The organism is Arcobacter sp. YIC-80 (assembly GCF_044841725.1).
In the GTDB taxonomy this organism is placed as follows: Bacteria; Campylobacterota; Campylobacteria; order Campylobacterales; family Arcobacteraceae; genus Arcobacter_B.
This window is the reverse complement of record NZ_JBJBSI010000006.1, coordinates 36,765-58,530: the sequence shown is the minus strand read 5'-3', so window position 1 is coordinate 58,530 and position 21,766 is coordinate 36,765. Positions and strand designations below refer to the sequence as shown.

General features: G+C 29.2%; 16 protein-coding genes. 12 read left to right on the top strand and 4 right to left on the bottom strand.

Features of this window, described 5'->3' with window-relative positions; all coding sequences use genetic code 11:
- The first annotated feature begins 17 nt into the window (after nucleotides 1–17).
- The 4 genes from ACH5BK_RS09275 (at nucleotide 18) to ACH5BK_RS09260 (ending at nucleotide 4,341) form a co-directional block, all read left to right on the top strand.
- On the top strand, nucleotides 18–365 hold the full coding sequence (locus ACH5BK_RS09275; protein WP_404306672.1) for a zinc ribbon domain-containing protein YjdM: 348 nt from the start codon (nucleotides 18–20) through the stop codon (nucleotides 363–365).
- Between the two features lie 132 nt (nucleotides 366–497).
- Nucleotides 498–1,040 (top strand): hydrolase, encoded by a 543-nt coding sequence (locus ACH5BK_RS09270; protein WP_404306670.1) that lies wholly within the window; start codon nucleotides 498–500, stop codon nucleotides 1,038–1,040.
- A gap of 78 nt (nucleotides 1,041–1,118) precedes the next feature.
- Nucleotides 1,119–2,219, top strand: a complete 1,101-nt coding sequence (locus tag ACH5BK_RS09265) for a substrate-binding domain-containing protein (protein ID WP_404306668.1) — start codon at nucleotides 1,119–1,121, stop codon at nucleotides 2,217–2,219.
- Nucleotides 2,209–4,341: a PAS domain-containing protein gene (locus ACH5BK_RS09260; RefSeq protein WP_404306666.1), complete on the top strand. Its 2,133-nt coding sequence runs from the start codon at nucleotides 2,209–2,211 to the stop codon at nucleotides 4,339–4,341. The genes ACH5BK_RS09265 and ACH5BK_RS09260 overlap by 11 nt, the downstream gene beginning before the upstream one ends.
- A gap of 78 nt (nucleotides 4,342–4,419) precedes the next feature.
- Here ACH5BK_RS09260 and prpF read toward each other — a convergent pair whose 3' ends face one another.
- The 4 genes from prpF to prpB form a co-directional block, all read right to left on the bottom strand.
- Nucleotides 4,420–5,598: a 2-methylaconitate cis-trans isomerase PrpF gene (gene prpF / locus ACH5BK_RS09255; protein WP_404306664.1), complete on the bottom strand. Its 1,179-nt coding sequence runs from the start codon at nucleotides 5,596–5,598 to the stop codon at nucleotides 4,420–4,422.
- A gap of 108 nt (nucleotides 5,599–5,706) precedes the next feature.
- Nucleotides 5,707–8,304, bottom strand: a complete 2,598-nt coding sequence (gene acnD / locus ACH5BK_RS09250) for a Fe/S-dependent 2-methylisocitrate dehydratase AcnD (RefSeq protein WP_404306662.1) — start codon at nucleotides 8,302–8,304, stop codon at nucleotides 5,707–5,709.
- Nucleotides 8,305–8,501: 197 nt separating this feature from the next.
- Nucleotides 8,502–9,608: a citrate/2-methylcitrate synthase gene (locus ACH5BK_RS09245; RefSeq protein WP_404306660.1), complete on the bottom strand. Its 1,107-nt coding sequence runs from the start codon at nucleotides 9,606–9,608 to the stop codon at nucleotides 8,502–8,504.
- Between the two features lie 65 nt (nucleotides 9,609–9,673).
- On the bottom strand, nucleotides 9,674–10,558 hold the full coding sequence (gene prpB, locus ACH5BK_RS09240) for a methylisocitrate lyase (RefSeq protein ID WP_404306658.1): 885 nt from the start codon (nucleotides 10,556–10,558) through the stop codon (nucleotides 9,674–9,676).
- 175 nt (nucleotides 10,559–10,733) lie between these two features.
- On the opposite strand from prpB, the gene ACH5BK_RS09235 reads away from it, so the two are divergent.
- The 8 genes from ACH5BK_RS09235 to ACH5BK_RS09200 all read left to right on the top strand — a co-directional run bounded on the left by ACH5BK_RS09235 (nucleotide 10,734) and on the right by ACH5BK_RS09200 (nucleotide 21,689).
- Nucleotides 10,734–11,711 carry a hypothetical protein gene (locus ACH5BK_RS09235; protein WP_404306656.1) on the top strand — a complete coding sequence of 326 codons (978 nt, stop codon included), beginning with the start codon at nucleotides 10,734–10,736 and terminating at the stop codon, nucleotides 11,709–11,711.
- 12 nt (nucleotides 11,712–11,723) lie between these two features.
- Nucleotides 11,724–12,293: a TetR/AcrR family transcriptional regulator gene (locus tag ACH5BK_RS09230; protein ID WP_404306654.1), complete on the top strand. Its 570-nt coding sequence runs from the start codon at nucleotides 11,724–11,726 to the stop codon at nucleotides 12,291–12,293.
- A 123-nt stretch (nucleotides 12,294–12,416) separates the two neighbouring features.
- Nucleotides 12,417–16,271: a di-heme oxidoredictase family protein gene (locus ACH5BK_RS09225; protein WP_404306652.1), complete on the top strand. Its 3,855-nt coding sequence runs from the start codon at nucleotides 12,417–12,419 to the stop codon at nucleotides 16,269–16,271.
- Between the two features lie 120 nt (nucleotides 16,272–16,391).
- Nucleotides 16,392–18,500: a DNA helicase RecQ gene (gene recQ / locus ACH5BK_RS09220; protein ID WP_404306650.1), complete on the top strand. Its 2,109-nt coding sequence runs from the start codon at nucleotides 16,392–16,394 to the stop codon at nucleotides 18,498–18,500.
- Complete coding sequence (locus ACH5BK_RS09215) at nucleotides 18,497–19,360, top strand: thymidylate synthase (RefSeq protein ID WP_404306648.1); 864 nt, start codon at nucleotides 18,497–18,499, stop codon at nucleotides 19,358–19,360. The genes recQ and ACH5BK_RS09215 overlap by 4 nt, the downstream gene beginning before the upstream one ends.
- A 14-nt stretch (nucleotides 19,361–19,374) precedes the next feature.
- A complete protein-coding gene (locus ACH5BK_RS09210) occupies nucleotides 19,375–19,881 on the top strand; it encodes a dihydrofolate reductase (RefSeq protein WP_404306646.1) in 507 nt (168 codons plus the stop codon).
- A 96-nt stretch (nucleotides 19,882–19,977) separates the two neighbouring features.
- Nucleotides 19,978–20,904 (top strand): D-2-hydroxyacid dehydrogenase, encoded by a 927-nt coding sequence (locus ACH5BK_RS09205; RefSeq protein ID WP_404306644.1) that lies wholly within the window; start codon nucleotides 19,978–19,980, stop codon nucleotides 20,902–20,904.
- Complete coding sequence (locus ACH5BK_RS09200; RefSeq protein ID WP_404306642.1) at nucleotides 20,901–21,689, top strand: class I SAM-dependent methyltransferase; 789 nt, start codon at nucleotides 20,901–20,903, stop codon at nucleotides 21,687–21,689. The genes ACH5BK_RS09205 and ACH5BK_RS09200 overlap by 4 nt, the downstream gene beginning before the upstream one ends.
- Nucleotides 21,690–21,766: the final 77 nt, after the last annotated feature.

Here is a 21,766-nt window from a genome sequence, read left to right as displayed (position 1 = left end):
AATAAGAAAAGGAAAACATGGAAAATTTACCAAATTGCCCAAAATGTGACAGCGAATATACTTATGAGGATATGGATTTATATGTATGTCCTGAATGTGCCCATGAGTGGTCAAAAGATGCTTCTTTAGAAGAAGATGAAGATAAGTTGATTGTAAAAGATGCAAATGGAGCTATTTTAGAAGATGGTGATGATGTTACAGTTATTAAAGATTTAAAAGTAAAGGGTAGCTCATCAGGTATTAAAGTTGGTACTAAAGTAAAAGGTATTAGATTAGTTGATGGTAATGATGGTCATAATATTGACTGTAAAGTTCCAGGTGTTGGAGCTATAAAATTAAAACAAGAGTTTGTTAAAAAAGCTTAAAAAACTACATAAATTGACAAAAGAGTTTCTCTTTTGTCAAGACTTCAAAAAATTTCAAAAAAGCAATATTTTCCAAGAAAATTAAATAATAATTTTAGTATCATATTTCTATAATATATTAAGGAGTAATATATGAGAATAAATGTTGAAGATTCATTATTTTGTTTAGTAGATGTTCAAGAGAGATTATTTCCTCATGTAACAAATAATGAAGAGATTGAAAAAAAACTAATTACATTAATACAAGGTTTAAAAGTTTTAGAAGTTCCTTTTATAGTAAATGAACAATATAAAAAAGGAATAGGTGAGACTATACCTTCTTTAAAAGAACTTGTAAGTGAGTATCCTCATTTTGAAAAAACAACATTTTCTTGTTGTAAAAATGAACCAACGATGGAAGCTATAAAAAGTACTGGTAAAAAAAACGTAATTGTTGCAGGTATTGAAACTCATGTATGTGTATTACAAACTTGTATTGATTTATTAGAAGCAGGACTACAACCAATATTAGTTACTGATTGTGTGACTTCAAGAAAACAAAATGATACTGATGTTGCAATTCAAAGATTAATACAAGCAGGTGTTATTCCTACTACTTATGAATCTATTTTATTTGAGTTAACTTTAAATGCTAAAAATCCAGTATTTAAAGAAATATCAAAACTAGTTAAATAAGTAAAAATATCATCATTAAAAGAATTGGTTTGTTATGGTATAATAATTGTAATTCAACTTTATTACTAGGCTAAAACAATGAAAAAGTACCTTTTCAAATTAATTATTTTAATGTTGGCATTTAGTGTTTGTAATGCCCAAAACTCAAAATATTTTGATATTGACGAATACATTGCATTTACAAATCAAGGAAAAATTAGTAAAGACTTTTTTTCTATAATTCAAAAAGATGCAGTAAAAATAAAACAAAAGAATGAAAAAGTAAAAATTGTTTTAGTTTATCCAGGAAAGCAATTGACTGATTATTGGATGAAAAGTAAAGTTTCATTTGAAAAAAGACTTAATGAGTTAGGAATAAACTACGAACTTGTTCTACACTTTACTAGACCTCATGTTGAGACAAGAGTTCAATCAAAACTACTTTTAAAAGCTATAAAAGATAATACAGATTATTTAGTATTTGTATTAGATGCAAGTAAACATGCTAAATTTATAGAAAGAATAATAAGTAGAGAAAAACCAAAATTAATTTTACAAAATATTACTACACCCCTTAGAAAATGGCAAAAAAGACAACCTTTTTTATATGTAGGGTTTGATCACATGATAGGAAGCCAAATGCTTGCTGATTATTATATAAAGCAAACAAAAGGTGAAGGTAAATATGCTGTGCTTTATACAGCAAATGGTTATGTAAGTTATATGAGAGGTACTAAATTTATTGATTATATTTCATCAAATTCTAATTTAAAAGTTGTTCATGAATACTTTACTAATACTAGTAAAGAAAAAGCAAAGTTAGCTACACTTGATTTATTAAAAAGAGATAAAGATATAAAGTTTATTTATGCTTGTTCTACTGATATTTCTTTAGGTGTTATAGAAGCACTTAAAGAAAAAAACTTAATAGGAAAAATTTTAGTAAATGGTTGGGGTGGAGGAACTAGTGAACTTGAAGCTATTCAAAAGGGACTAATGGATGTTACTGTTATGAGAATGAATGATGATAATGGTGTAGCAATGGCAGAAGCAATAAAACTTGATTTAGAAGGTAGTATCCATAAAGTACCTACAATTTTTTCTGGAGATTTTGCATTAGTTAAAAAAGGTATTGATAAAAAAGACTTAGAAAAGCTTAAACAAAGAGCATTTAGGTATACAGCGGATAATGAAAAATAAAAAATTATCACTATCAATACTTAATAGTTTATTACTCTTAGTTTTTTTTATAGTATTAAGTACTGCTTTACTTCTTTCTTCATATATTAATACACAAAAAGTTGTTGATAAAAATATTAATGACTATTTTAATCAAACATATAATATTACAAAACTAATTATTAAAAATGAACAGGAAAATTTAAAAGATATTGCTGTTGAAGTATCAAAAGAATTTAAAAGTATAGATAATTTAGATATTCCAAGGAATGTAACTTATAAGTTGGAAACAATGCCTTCTGTAGATACAATTGACTTATTATTTCTAAAAAAAGATGATTATTTTTATGATTATAGCAACTCTTTATTTGATTCAAAATCAATTATAAATAGTATTAAAAAATTACAGCCTTCAATCAATAATGAAATTATTAGAATTAATATAAATAATGAAAATTTAATTTTAATGTTTAGTAAAGAAAAAATAATTGATAGTACTACAGGAAGAGTTCAAGGTACAGTCTATGTTGGTAAAATATTTAATGATAATTTTAGTTTACTAAATCATATCAAATCAAAATCAAAACTATTGGATATTCACTTATATTTTGAAAATAATTTAATTGCTTCTACTAAAAATAAAGAAGCTATTGATTTATCTATTTTCAAAAAATCAAATGTTTTTGTAAAAGATAGAATAGTGTATTCAAAAATGAAATATGAAATTATGAATGTAAATAGTCTTGATATAGTATTTGTAACAAAAAATAACTCTTTTGAGGTCTTAAAAGAGTCTTTTATTCATCAGACTCTATTTTTAATATTATTAGTTGTGTTATGTTTTATAGTTTTATATTATTTATCAAATCGATTTATTATTAAACCTTTTTCAAAATTAGTTAATTATGCTTATAAAGTAAAAGATGATAAAAATATAAGCTATGAAAATACAAATGTTTTAGAGTTTGATACTTTTGCTAATGAATTAAATGAAATTATATCCGAACTTAGAGATGTAAAAGAACAATACTCAAGAGCTATTGATGGAGTACAAGATGGATTATGGGATATAGATTTAAAAAATAAAAAAATATTTTACTCACCTAGATTTTTATCAATGATAGGTTATGATTTTGATGATAAAATTGCTTATAAAAGTTTTTGGCAAAGAAGTATCCATAAAAAAGATTATGACAAGACTATGGAAGAATTAAGAAAGCATTTAAAAGGAGAATCAGAAATATTTGAGATAGAATATCGATTTAAATGTAAAGATTTTTCATATAAATGGATAAAAATTAGAGGAAAAGTTTTTTATGATTTAAATAACAAGCCTTCTCGTATAACAGGTTTTCATACTGATATAAATGATTTAGTTCTTTTAGAAAAACAAAATCAAGAAAAAGAAAGAATGTTATACCAGCAATCAAAACTTGCATCTATGGGGGAAATGATTGGTAATATTGCTCATCAATGGAGACAACCTTTAACTATAATAAGTGTACTTGCTTCTTCTATGAATATGCAGTTACAATTGGGTAAATTTGATAAAAATAAAGGTCAAGAAAACTTAGAAAAACTTCAAAGAAATATTGAATACTTATCTTCAATAATCGATAAGTTTAGGAACTTTTTTAATCCTAATAATAAGATTGAAGAGTTTTATGTTGATGAGGTAATAAAAGAGAATCTTGTTATTTTTGAATCTTCATATAAGTCAAGTAACATAAAGTTATTTTTAGATGTAGAAAATATAAAATTTAAAGGCTATAAATTTGAGCTAATGCAAGTTGTAATAAATATTATAAATAATGCAAAAGATGCTTTGGTTTCTAAAATGTCTATTAGAGATATGGATAAGTTTATTTTTATAAAATCGAATATAATTGAAGATAAATTAGAATTAATAATTTATGATAATGCAGGTGGTATTGAAGATAAAATTTCAGAAAAAATCTATGAACCTTATTTTACAACAAAACATAAATCACAAGGAACAGGACTTGGTCTTTATATGTCCAATGAGATTATAAAAAAGCACTTTAAAGGTAGTTTATCAAATAAAACTATAGAATATGAATATGATGGAAGAAAGTGTAAAGGTGAAGAGTTTAAAATAGAAATACCATTTTTGTGTGATTAAAGTTTTACTAATAAAAAAAGGGGATTTATAGAGTCAAACTCTGTAAATCCCCTTTTTATTTTATAAATATAGTTTACACTATATATCCATAGTTCCAGCAGGAACGTGAACATTACCATCCATGATGATTCTTGCACTTCTACTCATTGAAGCTTTTTCTACAATATATTTATCGCCATCTTTTGTAATTGTTGCACCAACTTTAATAGCACCACTTGGATGACCAAATGTTACAGTATCTCTTTCTCCTCCACCAGCAGCTAAGTTTACAAGCGTACCTGGAATTGAACCTGCAACACCAATAGCAACAGAAGCTGTTCCCATCATAGCATGGTGTAATTGTTGCATAGATAATGCTCTTACATGTAAGTCCATCTCATTTGCTTTTACCTCTTTTCCAGAAGAAGTTATAAAGTCTTGTGCAGGAGAAACAAATGCAATTTTTGGTGTGTGTTGTTGAGTTTTTGCATCTTCAGGAGATTTCATAACACCCATTTTTAAAGCACCTGCAATTCTAATTTTTTCAAATTTTTCTAAAGCTTCTGTGTCAGAGTTAATATCACCTTGAAGTTCAGTTCCTTTGTATCCAATTTCATCAGCATTTACAAATACAGTTGGAATACCTGCTGTAATCATAGTAGCTTTTAGAGTTCCTATACCTTCAACTTCTAAATCATCTACAAGGTTTCCAGTTGGGAATAACTCTTCACTTGGATCTACTGGCTCAACGAATTCTAAAACGATTTCTTCAGCTGGGAAAGCAACACCATCAATTTCATAATCACCCATTTCTTTAACCATTCCATTTTCCATTTTCACATAACAAAGAATAGTTTTTTTGATATTTGCTTGCCAGATTCTTACACAACAAACACCATTTTGGGGAACATTATCAACTAAACCCTCAGTAATAGCAAAAGGTCCAACAGCTGAGCTTAGGTTTCCACAGTTTCCACTCATATCTACAAAGTCTTTATCAATAGCAACTTGGCAGAAGTAATAATCTACATCGTGATTTGGAACATCAGATTTTCCAACTAAAATAGCTTTAGATGTTGATGAAGAAGCTCCACCCATTCCATCCATTTGTTTTTTATATACATCAGGAGAACCAACGATTCTTTGAAGTAATTTATCTCTTTTAGCTGGATTTTCTTGTGCTTCTTTAGGAAGATCAGCTATATTAAAAAATGTACCTTTTGAAGTACCACCTCTCATATATGTTGCTTTTACTTTAAATTGTGGTTGATAACTCATAATAATTTTCCCTTTTTAATTTTAAATATTTATAGAAAAATCTATATTAATTCTTCTATAAATATTTAAAAAAGAGGAGAACCTCTTTTTTAAATTTAGATGTTAGTCTTACTTAGTTTCAGCAACAACATCTTTAGCGAATTTTTGTAAAATACCACCATTTTTGTAAACTTCAACTTCAGCAGAAGTATCTAATCTACATAATACAGGGAATTTAACAACTTCACCATTTGCTCTTGTCATAACAACAGTTAAGTCACATCTTGGAGTGATTTCACCTTCAATATCAAAAGTCTCAGAACCATCAATATTGTAAGTAAATCTTGTATCACCTTCTTTAAATTGTAATGGTAATACACCCATTCCAACTAAGTTAGTTCTGTGAATTCTCTCAATTGATTCAGCAATTAATACTTCAACACCTGCAAGTCTTACACCTTTTGCAGCCCAGTCTCTAGAACTACCTTGACCATAGTTAGTACCAGCAATGATAATAAGTGGTTGTTTTCTATTGTTATACTCTTCAATAGCTTCCCACATTCTTGACTCAGTACCTTCTGGCATAATCTTAGTTAATGAACCTTGCTTAACATTTCCATTTTCATCTTTAACCATTTCATTGAATAGTTTTGGATTTGCTAAAGTTGCTCTACTAGCAGTATTGTGATCCCCTCTATGCGTTGCATAAGAGTTAAGGTCAGGAATTGGAAGACCTTTAGAGATACAATACTCACCAGAAGCTGAATCTGGTAAAATAGCATTTGATGGCGATAAGTGGTCAGTTGTGATATTATCAGGGAATACACCTAATGGTCTCATACCTTTTAATGCTGGCATTTGCATATATTCATCTTCCCAGTATGGTGGCTTTTGAATATAAGTTGAGTTTGGATTCCATTTATAGAATGGATCAACTTTAATATCTCCTAATGCATCTCTTGCGAACATTGGATCATAAATATTATTGTACATTTCAGGTCTTACAAACTCTTTTTCAACTGCATCAATCTCTTCATCAGAAGGCCAAAGATCAGCTAATTTGATGTCATTTCCATCTTTGTCTTTTCCTAAAACATCATTTTCAATATCAAATCTAACAGTTCCTGCTAATGCATAAGCAATAACTAAAGCAGGAGAAGCTAAAAATGCCTCTTTTACATAAGGGTGGATTCTACCATCAAAGTTTCTGTTTCCAGATAATACAGCTGTAGAGTAAATATCTCTATCTACAACTTCTTGTTGGATTTTTGGATCTAAAGCACCAGACATACCATTACAAGTAGTACAAGCGAATCCAACTACACCAAATCCTAATTTTTCCATTTCAGGTAATAATCCAGCTTCTTTTAAATAAACTTCAATTACTTTTGAACCTGGTGCTAATGAAGACTTAACCCATGGCTTTCTCTCTAATCCAAGCTCATTTGCTTTCTTAGCTAATAAACCAGCAGCAATAACGTTTCTTGGGTTTGAAGTATTAGTACATGAAGTAATAGCAGCAATTAAAATACCACCATCTGGAATTAAATCACCTTCTTGAGTCCACTCTTTTACAATACCTTCATCTTTTAAAGTAGAAGTTGGTACTAATTTATGAGGTTTAGAAGGCCCTGCTAATGATCTTTCAACTTTTGATAAATCAAATGTTAATGTTCTTGCATAAGTAGCATTTTCAAATTGGTCAGCCCATAATCCATTTGCTTTAGCATAAGCTTCAACTAATTCAACTTGTTTTTGCTCTCTACCTGTTACTTTTAAGTAAGAAATAGTTTGCTCATCAATAGCGAACATACCAGCAGATGCACCATATTCAGGAGTCATATTTGCAATAGTAGCTCTATCACCTAAGTTAAGGTATTTAATACCAGAACCAAAGAACTCTAAATATGCAGAGATAACATTGTTTTCTCTTAAGAATGAAGTCATTGAAAGTGCAATATCAGTTGCAGTAATTCCAGGGGCTCTTTCCCCAACAATCTCAACACCGATAATTTCAGGAACTCTCATATATGAAGGGTTACCAAGCATTACATTTTCTGCTTCTAATCCACCAACACCAACAGCAATAACACCAAGTGCATCAACGTGAGGAGTATGTGAGTCAGTACCAACTAATGTATCAGGGCTAGCAACACCATCATTTAAGTGTACAACTGGAGACATTTTCTCTAAGTTGATTTGGTGCATAATACCATTTCCTGGAGGAATAACATCAACATTGTTAAATGCTTCTTTAGTCCAGTTAATGAAGTGGAATCTATCAGCGTTTCTTCTATCTTCAATATCTCTATTTTTTTGGAATGCATCTGGATCAAATCCGCCACACTCTACTGCTAATGAGTGATCAACGATTAATTGAGTAGGTACAACTGGGTTAACTTTATCAGGGTTCCCACCTTTTGAAGCAACAGCTTCTCTTAATCCTGCTAAGTCAACGAATGCAGTAAGTCCTAAGATATCGTGACAGATTACTCTTGATGGATACCAAGGAAAATCTTTATCAGTTCTTTTCTCAATTAATTGTACTAGTGAATCTTCTAAGTCTTCACTAGGGCATTTTCTAATTAAGTTTTCAGCTAAAACTCTTGAAGTATAGTTTAATTTTTCAAATGAACCAGCAGTGATATCTTCAACTGCTGCTTTTACATCGTAAAATTTAACACCTTCAACACCATCTAGTTCTTTAAGATATTTTTCGTTTGTCATTATTTATATCCATTTTTTAAATTTAAAGGATGATATTCATCCTATTTTATATTTCCCAACAGTGCTAAATCTTTTCTTGAAATTTATCCACTGTATGTGGCACTTGTATATTGTATTAGCCTCATTATAGAGGCTAATTGATTTATTTTATGTAAGTTTTTATGTTTTCTTGTTTTCAAAGATAGAAGATAGAATTCTTATCTATCTTCTAATGCTACGAAATCTCTTGGCTCAGGTCCAGTGTACTCTGAACTTGGTCTGATAATTCTGTTGTTTGCTCTTTGTTCAAATGCGTGTGCAGCCCATCCAGCAGCTCTTGACATAATGAATAATGGAGTATAATATAATCTTTCGATTTCCATATAGTGATAAATTAATCCACCAAAGAAGTCAATATTATCTGGTAAACCTTTTTCAGCTTTAACTTTATCTCTAACTGCTTTAGCAATATCAAATAATTTAGGATCAGAAGTTTCTAACTCTTTTAATTCTTTTGCTAATTCAAATCCAATAGGAGATCTAGGATCTACTTCTCTATATACTCTGTGACCGAATCCCATGATTTTTTCTTTTTTAGCGAATAATTCATCAACTGAAGTTAATGCGTGTTCAACATTGTCAAACCCAAGTACAAATTTAATTGCAACTTCATTTGCTCCACCATGTAAGTGACCTTTTAATGTACCAATACCAGTAGTCATACAAGAGTAGATATCTGATAATGTAGAAGCTGTAATTCTGTTAGCAAATGTAGAAGCATTAAATTCATGCTCTGCATATAATGTTAACATTGCATTCATAGCTTTAACTTCAACATCTAAAGGTTTAGTCTCTTTTAATCTTTCTACAATGTATCCAGCAATTGTGTCTTCATCAGAAGCTAATTCAATTTCTTTACCATTTACATGCCAGTGATGCCAGTAAACTAAGAATGATGGGAAAGCTCCTAATAATCTTGTAATTTTATCCATTTGATCAGAGAAATCTTCTGCTTCTGGTTCAATACAACCTAAAGCTGAAGTAGCAGTCTTCATAACATCCATTGGGTGAGATGAAGCTGGAATAGCTTTTAATACTTCTTTTACAGAAGCTGGTAATTGTCTACCTGCAATAACTTTTCTTCTGAACATTTTAAGTTCATGTTTATTTGGTAGCTCACCATTTAAAAGTAAAAATGCAACTTCTTCAAAGTCAGCTTTTAAAGCTAAATCTGCAATATCATAACCTCTATAGTTAAGACCATTACCTAAACCACATGTACAAATAGCTGATTGACCTGCTGTAACACCTGCTAAACCACTCATATTCTCTCCTTATAATTGTGTTGTTTTTTTATTTTGTGCTTTTTTTGTTTTAAAGGTGAAGCTAATTACTTAGCTTTACCTTTTGAAAATAATTCATCCATTTTTTGCTCATAATCATGGTAACCTAACATATCGTATAGTTCCATTCTTGTTTGCATAGTGTCAAGAACTCCTTCTTGAGTACCTTTTTCTTTTAATTCTTGATATACATTTAATGCAGCTTTATTCATTGCTCTGAATGCTGATAATGGGTAAAGAACCATGTCAATACCAACTTCTGCTAATTCTTCAGTTGTGAACATTGGAGTTGCACCAAATTCAGTAATGTTTGCTAATACAGGTACAGACATTTTGTCTGTAAATTCTTTATATTCTTTTAATGTGTGAATTGCTTCAGCAAAAATTGCATCTGCTCCAGCTTCAACGTAAGCTAATGCTCTATCGATTGCAGCTTGTTGTCCTTCACTTGCGTGTGCATCAGTTCTTGCGATGATATAGAAATCTGGGTCTAATTGCATTTTTGCATCAACAGCAGCTCTAATTCTGTCACACATTTCTTCTGTTGATACTAATTCTTTATTTGGTCTGTGTCCACATCTTTTAGCAGCAACTTGATCTTCAATATGTAATCCAGCAGCACCAGATCTAATAAATTCTTTTACTGTTCTAGCAACATTAAATGCATGTCCCCAACCAGTGTCAGCATCTACGATAACAGGAGTATCACAAATAGAAGTAATTCTTCTAATATCAATACATACATCTTCAATCATAGTCATACCTAAATCTGGTAAACCGTAAGATGCATTAGCAATTCCTCCACCTGAAAGGTAAATAGCTTTATGTCCTACTTTTGTAGCTTGTAATGCTTGGTATGCGTTAATAGTTCCTACAATTTGTAAAGGAGATTCTTCCTTAAGTGCTTCTCTAAATTTTTTTCCTGCGCTCATACACATCCTTTAATTTGAAATTACTATTATTATACATGATTTAGACATTTGGCTAGTGTATAACTTTTGTATGAGAAAACACAATTTTTTTTAATAAAGGGATTTAATGTACAATATTTGTTCTTATGTTTTAAAATGGTACAATATAAGATAAAGTTAATTCTAAGGAATATAAATGGATTATAAAAATTCAATAGATAAGTTTATAGAGATTTTCAAAAGATCAAATTTAAGTATATCAAAGTTTGCATCATTAATCAATAAAGACAGAAGAACTGTGACATCATGGATAGATAACGTAACAGAAGTAGAACCAAGTAGTGATGTAAAAGATAAAATCTGTCAAATATTTAGATATCCAGATTATATTTGGGAAGATGGATGTGTAGATGAAGAGTTCTTAAAATCAATCACTCAAATTCCACAAAAAGAAGTTAGAATTATAGATGAAGACTATCATGGTAGATTAAAATACATCATGGATGTTGAGAAAAATAGAAGATTTGTTATTCAAGCACAGTTTCCTGGACCTATGTATAGAGATACAGCAGTACAAAAAGTGTACAGAACAAAAACATCTAAAGATATAGAAGATTTAAAACAAAAAAGAATTGAGCAGATGTTAAGATATGATTATGATACAACTGAATGGTACTCAATTAAGTCTGTTTTATCATTTTGTTTTGCATCTATTGGAAACTTTTATAGTAAAGAAGAGAAGATTAAAATTTTAGAGCTTATATATGAACTGTTTAATAATAACTATAATAAAAAGCTTTTTTTATTTGATAGTTTTTCAAGAAAAATATATGGAATGGAAACAACATATATATCTATAAATGTAAAACAAAAAATACTTTTCTTTAAGTCACCAATTGAATCAGTATTTATAGAAATTAGAAATAAGAATTTAGTTGAGAGAATGCACAAGTATTATAGTTCACCAATTGAAGCACCATCTCATGTAAACTTTTTAGAATCAGTTAAAATTATCAAAATTTTACAAGATGCACTAAAATATAACAATGATATAAAACAAGCTTATGAAACAATAAATAGAACAACAGATTATGGAGAACTTTTCTATCATAATTTGAGTTTAGATTTACAAAAAGAAGTAAGTGAACCAAAATCAGGACAAAGAAGAAACTAATCAAGGAAAATTATGAATAGTAGAGATAAATTATTAAAAGTAGCCTTTGAAGAAATATTTCAAAATGGTTATCATGCAACATCAGTAGATAAAATACTCAAAAAAGCTTCTATGAATAAAGGAAGTATGTATCATTTTTTTAAATCAAAAAAAGAATTGATTTTAGCAATTATTGAAGTTCATGTTGATGAATATATTCAAAATAAATATGGAGTTATCTTAGAAAGTGAAGAGAATATGATAGAAGCTATTATGAGTGTTTTAACTAATAAACCTTCTTATAATTTTTATTTTGGATGTAGGCTAAATAACCTTGTACATGAACTTTCAAACAAAGATGAGGATTTTAAAAAAGCACTTGAACAATCTTATTTTAAATTTGAAGCAATTTTCCAAAAAGCACTTGATAGAGCAGTGAAAATTGGAGAAATTAAAGAAGATACAGATACTAAGGCTGTAGGAATGTTCATCTTAGCAACTATCCAAGGTGGTTTAACAACTGCCAAAAAATCATCTGATTCAAAATACTATGATATATGTATAAAGCAACTTCATAACTATCTTAATCTTTTAAAAAAATAAAAATAAAGCAAGTCAATAAATAAGATTTGTTTTATTTATGATATTGATAATAGTTTTTAATATTAAGAATACTTTAAATATAACTTCATTAGAATTCCTTTTTAATATAAGAAAAGGAAATAAATGAATAATAAATTTAGAGAATTATTAGTATTGTCAATACTGATTCTTTTTTTTGCAGGTTGTGGAAACAGTAGTTCACAAGCTACTAATAAAAATGGAATATTTATTGATGATGTGGTATCAGGAATAAAATATGTAAATGGTAATAACACTGGTTTAACAAATGATAATGGAGAATTTCCTTATACTGGTGGAGTTGTAGAATTTTATTTAGGAAGCATAAAAATTGGAGAAGTGGAATCTTTAAAATCTGATGGAAAAGTATTTATTCAAGATATAGTTGGAATAGAAAGAAATAATATCGAGAATGAAAAAGTTTTAAAAATTGCTACTTTATTACAATCTTTAGACTCTAATAGTAAAACAGATAAAATTGAAATTAATGGTTCAGATTTTGAGAAATTTAATGAACAATCAAATAAAGATATAGATGATGTTGATGTTGATGCTTTATTAAGTGAGAAAGGTATTTCAAAAGTTTCTCAAACTGATGTAAAAAGACACTTAAATAATGTTTTAAAACATCATAAAGTAGTTAATGATGAGACAATCTTAAAAATAAAAAACACATCAGTAAAAAATGGAGACTATGAAGTTGAGTATGACTCATCTTTTGATATAGAATTTACTAAAGATATAAAAAAAGACGATATAAAAAAAGATATTTTTATATTAAAAGATTCTAAAGGAAATATTTTAGAATATGATTTAGAGTATAATTATGATATTGTTAAGATAATACCAGCACAAAACTTAACAGAATCTGAACAGTATATTATCACTATAAAAGTATCACAAATAGAAAAATATGATAGTAATAATAATGATGATATAACTATCTCTTTTAGTGCTAAATCTGTAAAACCAACACTACAAACAAATATGGATCAATCAAAGAATATTAGTATTTCAACTACAAATTGGACATTCTCTGGTATGGCTAGAGATGATAGTGGAATTTCTAGTATTAATTTGACTTTAAATGGTCTTTCTTCAAATATTGAGTTGAAAAATAATTTTTTTGATATTGATGAACAATTAAATATAGGTGAAAATAATTATAAAATTAGTGTTTTAGATATTGAAGGAAATGAGACTTTTCTTGAGGGTAAAATAACAGTTGATTTAGATAGTTCAAATAGTGAATATTTAGTAAAAACAAATGTTGAAAATTCAGATATTGTAAGTTTATCTTCAATTTGGAAGTTTCAAGGAGAATTAAATACAAACATAACTCTATCAAAATTAACTCTTGAGTTTAATGATACAGTTGAAGATATTAATCTTATTGATAGAAAATTTTTAGTTTCAAAAAGTTTAAACTTAGGAAAAAATAGCTTTAAAATTTTTGCTCAAGATAACACAGGAAAAAAAGAGATTAAACAAGGAACAATCTATTTAGGTAGTGTTACAACAGCAGGGGGTTCACACTCTGGTGCATTAAAAGAAGATAAACTTTATACTTGGGGTAGAAATAACTATGGACAAGCAGGCTTGGGTTATACTTCTAAATTAAGTGATGAAACAAATGGAATACATCCAAAAAAACCTATAGAAGTTACAACTCCTACTAAATTTGTATCTATTTCATTCATGCAAAACTTTTCAGTTGCTATTGATGAAAAAGGTGATGTATATACTTGGGGATATGATAAAAATGGTGAATTAGGTCGTGGTAAAGAAAATAGAGATAATTGTTCAAAAATAGCAGATTGTAGATTAAGTATTGGAAAAGTTGAAGGCTTATCTAATATTGTTGCAATTGATGCAGGATTAAGTCATACTCTTGCTTTAGATAAAAATGGTGATGTTTATGCTTTTGGTACAAATAATGATGGTGAACTAGGAAATGGCACAACTATATCAGATGCAACTGCTGTAAAAGTACTTTTCCCTCAAGATAATATAAAAATAGTACAAGTAACAGCTGGTTCTGATTTCTCTATGGCTATAGATGAAAATGGTGACGTTTGGGGATGGGGAAAAAACAACTATGGTCAAATGGCACAAGGAACTAAAGGTGATGATCAGTTAATACCTTTAAAAATAAAGATTGGTGATAATGAAAAAATAGCCTCAATTGCTGCTGGTACTGGGCATATTTTAGCTTTAACTCAAAGTGGTGATGTTTATGCTTGGGGAAATAATTTTTTAAGTCAAATTGGATATAGAGGTTATCAATTTAGAAATACTAATTATGCTTGGAATTCAGGTATTTATACTCCAACTAAGATTTTAACTAATTATAAGAACAATCCTGTATTACAAATATATGCTGGTGGACATTCAAGTTATATTTTAAGAGCCAATAGAAAAGTATATCCATGGGGAATGTATGGAGAAACAACACCTGATGGAAAACAAGAATATAATAATCTTGATTTTCCAGAAGATAAGTTAACTGCTATTACTTCTGTAAAAGATATGGCAGCAGGTGCTCTACATGTAACTGCAATTAAAGATAATAATACAGTATTTACATGGAGATGGAGTTTTGAAGGAAGTTTAGGTGGAGGAGATTCTACTACTAATATTTGGTTCTATAATTATCCAGTTATTCCAGAATTTCCAAATGAAGATAATAACTCAGGTGGAGATAATAGTAATAACCCAACAGATCAGTCAAAATTGACTGCCCCTGGGGGTAATGCTACTGTTGAATATACACAAAATAATCCTTTTTTAAAAATTTCAAATAATATTAGTGAAAATGAAATATCAGGAGTCTCTCAAGGAAGGGAGCTTTTTATTGCTCAATGGAATAAGGCTCCTGGAAATAGACCAATACTTGATGGTTTAGGTCCCCTGTTTAACGCAAATGCCTGTACTTCATGTCATATATCTGATGGTAGAGTATCTCCTTATAATAATGATGGAACTACTGATAAATCTTTTTTATTTAGAGTAGGAAATGAAAATGGTGATGTTCATCCAATCTTTGGAGGACAGTTACAAACGCAAGCTACAAATGGTTTAGCTGAAACTTCAATGACATGGGTTAAAAATAGTTCAAATGAAATTGAGTTTATATCTTCAAGTGACGTAAAAACAGGTGGTTTTAATATCGGTGGAAGAATATCTCCTCATTTAATTGGAATGGGATTATTAGACTTAGTAAGTGAAGAAACAATCTTAGAGTATGAAGATATTCATGATTCAAATAATGATGGTATATCAGGACGAGCGCATTGGGTTATGGAAGAAGGTAAGAGAAGAGTTGGAAGATTTGGTTGGAAAGCTATAAATTCAAGTTTGAGAACTCAAAATGCAGGTGCAATGCATCAAGATATGGGACTTACTACTCCTGTAAATCCAGAAGAGAATTGTACAGACACACAAACTATATGTAAAGATGAACCAAATGGAGGAGAACCTGAAGTAAGTGAAGTAGCATTACAACAAGTTGTTGATTTTATGACAGCATTAAGTGTACCTGATAGAAGAATAAATAATCAAGAAAACTTTGATGAAGGATCAAAAATATTTGAAACAATTGGTTGTGCTTCTTGTCATAGACCTACAATGACAACAGGAATAAGCAATAAATTTTCTAGCTTAAGTAATCAAAAAATATACCCTTATACAGATTTACTTTTACATGACATGGGTGAAAAATTATCTGATGGTGTAAAAGAAAAAGATGCTAGAGGAAGTGAGTTTAGAACAGCACCTTTATGGGGAATAGGAATTGTTGAACAAAAAGAAGGAGCTAGATTCTTACATGATGGTAGGGCAAGTTCTATTAAAGAAGCAATTGAAATGCATGGTGGAGAAGCTCAAAATGCAAGAGATAAATTTATGAAACTTGAAGTAACTGATTTAGAAAAACTAATGGAGTTTATTAAAGCAATATAGATATATAGCTTCTTATTCTAATAAGTTTAAGAAGCTGTTTTTGATACTTTTTGTAAATTTAATCTCATTCTTATCTTAAATATCTTATTTTCTACTATTAGAAAATATATAGGGAGATTTATGGCAACTAAGTATCAAATACTAAAAGATATATTCGGACATGAGAAGTTTAGGTCTTTTCAAGAAGATGTTGTTGATACTATTATAGGTGGAAAAGATGTTTTAACTATTTTGCCAACTGGTGGTGGAAAGTCACTTTGTTATCAACTTCCAACTTTACTTATGTCTGGTGTTACAGTTGTAATCTCTCCACTTATTGCACTTATGCAAGACCAAGTTAAAGCACTAAATGATTTAAATATAAGTGCTGATATGATTAGTTCTCTACAAAGCAGTGATGAAAACAGTTTTACTCTTCAAAAGCTTTTACAAGGTGAGCTAAAGTTTTTATATGTAGCTCCTGAGAGATTTACTTCAAATGAGTTTGTAGGTGTTCTTCAAAGAGTAAATATAAACTATTTTGTAATAGATGAGGCTCACTGTGTTTCTGCTTGGGGACATGAGTTTAGAGCTGAGTATAGAAATCTTGATAGATTAAAACAGTTTTTTCCAGATACACCTATAAGTGCATTTACAGCAACTGCTACAAAAAAAGTAGAAGCTGATATAGCAAATAGTTTAAGACTAAATAACCCCAAACATTTTAGAGCAAAAACAAAAAGAGATAACCTTGATATAAAAGTAGAACCAAGAGTTTCAAATGGAAAAAGACAAATATTAAACTTTCTAAAAACACACAGAGGAATGTGTGGAATAATCTATACTTTTACAAGAAAAGAGGCTGAAAGTATTGCTAAGTTTTTATGTGATGAAAACTATAAAGCAGCAGCTTATCATGCAGGTCTTAGTGTAGATGTGAAAAATAGAGTTTTTGAAGATTTTGTATATGAAAGAGTTGATATAGTTGTTGCTACTATTGCTTTTGGTATGGGAATTGATAAATCAAATATCAGGTTTGTAGTACATACCTCTATGCCTAAAACTTTGGAAAACTACTATCAAGAAATAGGGCGTGCAGGAAGAGATGGTGAGATGTCTTATGTGTATTTACTTTATTCAAAAGCTGATGAGGTAAAAAGAAAAATACAAATAGAAGAAGCGATAGATGATGGTTATAAATCAACATCTTTAGAAAAACTAGAATTCATGTATAGATATTGTGTTTCAAATAATTGTAGACATAAAATCATAGCTTCATATTTTGAAGATGAGATACCTAAGTGTGAAACTTTATGTGATAACTGCACAAAAGGAGAGGTTGAGCAAGTAGATGTAAGTGTAGATGCTCAAAAACTTCTTTCAGCTATTTTTAGATGTGAACAAAGATTTGGTATCAATCATATAGTTGATGTTTTAAGAGGTTCGAAAAATCAAAAGCTTTTAGAATTTGGTCATGATAAGTTAAGTGTTTATAATATAGGCGCTCAAAAAAGTAAAAATGAGTGGATAGCTATTTGCGATAAACTAATAGACATACAAGCCTTAGAATTAGGCGAATTTAGAGCTTTAAAAATCACTGATTTAGGAATGAAGATACTAAAAGGAAAAGAGAAACTTTTCATAGATAGTGATAAACTTGGACTTTTAGTAAAACAAGAAGAGGAAGAATTAGAGTTAAGCTTTGATGATAAGGTTTTTGAAGAGTTTAAAACTCTGCGAAGAGAAATAGCAAATGAAAATGAAGTTCCTGCTTATGTGATTTTTGGAGATAAAACCCTAAAAGAGTTAAGTCAAAAACTTCCTATTACAAAAGAAGAGTTTCTTGAAATAAATGGAGTTGGAAAAGTAAGATTTGAAAAGTATGGAAATGCTTTTTTACAAGCTTGTCAGAAAATAAAAGAAGAGAATAAAGAAGAGCTTGAAAATAAAGCTCCTTCAAAGAAATTGACAAAGACTTATTTGGAAACTTTAGAGTTAATTGAAAATGAAAAAACACTAGAAGAAATAGCACAAATTCGAGATTTAGGGATTAGTTCGATATTAAGCCATATATCACTATTATACGAACATAAAAAGCTTTCAAAAAACAAAAAACAAGAGTTATTAGAGCCTATTAAAATTCCAAGTGAAATAACACAATGGATAGAACAAGGCTTAGAGTATGAAAGTTTAAAAGAACTAAGACAATACTTATATTTGTATGAGTATTTTAAGAAGGAAAATAATTGAAACAATATTTAGATTTATTACAACATATTTTAGACAATGGAGTAACTAAAGAGGATAGAACAGGTACAGGAACTACTTCTGTATTTGGTTATCAAATGAGATTTGATTTAAGTGAGGGTTTTCCACTTGTAACTACTAAAAAAACATTTTTAAAAGCAATTATTTCTGAGCTTTTATGGTTTATAGAAGGAAGTACAGATGAGAGAAGGCTTGCTGAAATTCACTATGGGGATAAAGCTTCTAATCTAATAGGTAAAAAAACAGTATGGACAGCAAATGCTGATGCACAAGGTAAAGATTTAGGATATGTAAATACTGATACTATTAAAGAATTAGGCCCTGTATATGGAGCTCAATGGAGATCGTGGAAAGCAGCTGATGGAAAAGCAGTTGATCAATTAAGTGAACTTATAAATCAAATCAAAACAAACCCTGATTCAAGAAGAATGATTTTATCAGCTTGGAATGTAGGTGAGTTAGAAAAGATGGCTTTACCACCATGTCATACTTTTTTCCAGTTTTATGTAGCAGAGGGAAAATTATCTTGTCAACTTTACCAAAGAAGTGCAGATGTATTTTTAGGAGTACCTTTTAATATTGCTTCTTATGCTTTACTTACTATGATGATTGCACAAGTTTGTGATTTAGAAGTAGGGGATTTTGTACATACTTTTGGGGATGCTCATATATACTCTAATCACTATGAACAAGTAAATTTACAGTTAAGTAGAGAACCTTATGAAAAGCCTATTATGAAAATCAATCCAGCTGTAAAAAATATAGAAGATTTTAAAATGGAAGACTTTGAGTTAGTTGGATATAAATCTCATGAATCAATAAAAGCTGCTATGGCAGTATAATCAAAGGCAAGTAAATGAAAATATCAATGATTGTAGCTTATGGTAAAAACTGGGAAATTGGTCTTGATAATCAAATGTTATGGCATATAAGTGAAGACTTTAAAAACTTTAAAACTATCACATCAGGTCATCATATCTTAATGGGAAGAAAAACTTTTGAAAGTATCGGAAGACCACTACCAAATAGAACTTCACTTGTTTTATCAAGGGGAGATTTTTCCCATGAAGGTGTAGAGACTTTTAGTAATGCACAAGAAGCTTTTGATTTTGCAAGAGCAAATGGGGAAGAGGAACTATTTGTAATTGGTGGAGCAAATATTTACGAAACTTTATTTGACTATGTTGATAAGATGTATTTATCAGAGGTTGATTATGAAGGAAAAGCAGATGCTTATCTTAAAGAAATAGACTTTTCAACTTGGGATTTACAAGAACAAAGAGAGTATGAAGCTATAAAAGATGAAGAAGGAAATATAACTTCTCCTGCTTGGAACTTCAAGGTATGGGTAAAAAAAGACTAATCTAAAGCTTGGCATTATGTCAAGCTTTTTTTATATAAATTTACTTGACTAAGTAGTCAAAAGAAGATAAGATTAAAAAAATAGTAAAGGAAAAAAATGAAAATAGCAATATTAGATAGAGCAACACTTGGAAATGATGTAGATGTATCTATTTTTGAACAGTTTGGTGAACTAATAGTTTATGATATGACAAGTGAAGAACAAACACAAGATAGAGTAAAAGATGTTGATATTGTTCTTACTAATAAAGTAGTTATAAATAGCTCACAGATGGATAACTCAACTATGAAACTTATTTGTATAACTGCAACTGGTATGAATAATGTAGACTTACAATACGCAAAACAAAAAAATATAGCTGTTAAAAATGTAGCAGGATATTCAAGCTCTTCTGTTGCACAAGTTGCTTTTTCTATGATTTTTCATTTTGTTACAAAACTTGATTATTATAAGTCTTATGTTGATAATGGCAACTGGCAAAAGTCACCAATCTTTACTCATATAGATAAACCTTTTTATGAACTAGATAATAAAAGAGTAGGTGTTATAGGTCTTGGAGATATTGGAAGAAACTTTGCTAGAAAAGCAAAGGCTTTTGATTGTGAAGTGGTTTATTATTCTACTTCTGGAAAAAACTCAAATAGTGAGTATAAAAGAGTCGAGTTAGATGAGCTTTTAAGTACAAGTGATATTATCTCTATTCATTGTCCTTTAAATGAAAACACGCAAGATTTATTAAACTATGAAAATATGTCAAAGATGAAAGATAAAGCTATTTTATTAAACCTTGGAAGAGGTGGTATTATAAATGAAGAAGATTTAGCAAAAATCTTAGATGAAAAAGAGATTTATGCTGGAATAGATGTAGTTTCAAAAGAGCCAATACTTGAAGATAATCCACTTTTAAAAGTAGAAAATAAACAAAGATTATTACTTACTCCTCATATTGGTTGGGCAAGTATTGAAGCTAGAACAAGACTTCTTGAAATGGTGGCTGATAATATAAGGGAGTTTTTAAAATGAACTATGAAGATATAAATTTTAATGAGCTTTATATAAAACAAAAAGAGCTTACATCTTTTAAAGCAAAAGGAAAAGAAGCGTGGGATGAAAAGGCACCTTCTATGAACAAAAAAGTACATAAGTCTATCTATAATGAACAGTTTTTAGAAAAACTTGATTTAGATGGAATAAATAGCTTACTTGATGTAGGATGTGGAGTTGGAAATCTATCTTTAAGGCTTGCACCAAAACTTGATGAGGTTTATTGTTTGGATTATTCATCAAAAATGCTTGAAATTTTAAATCAAAATGCAAAAGAACAAAATATATCAAATATAAAAACTATAAATAAATCTTGGTATGACTCTTGGGATGATGTACCAAATACAGATTTAGTAATAGCCTCAAGATCAATGGAAGTAAAAGACATGAAAGAGGCTTTAACAAAACTAAATAATAAAGCAAATAAAAAAGTAATAATTTCATATAAAAAAGGTGGCTCATTTGTATCAGATGAAATACTAGATATAATGCAGCGAAAAATAATCAAAAAACCAGATTATATTTATGTGTTAAATATTTTATATCAAATGGGGATAAATGCCTCAGTAAATTTCATACAAAGTGAAGGAAGAAACACTATATACACATCAAAAGAAAAGTTTATACAATCAGTTTCATGGAGTATAGATGGACTAAGTGAAGATGAAATAAAAAGACTTGAAGACTATTATGATACTTTAGATTTAGAAAAAAAACAAAAAGAAGAGTTTGTACAATGGGCTTTGATTTCTTGGGAGAAGTAATAATCTGACTAAATAATAAATTATTTATGCTTTTTATAGTGATAATATAATTATTGTAGTATTATATTAAAACTTTT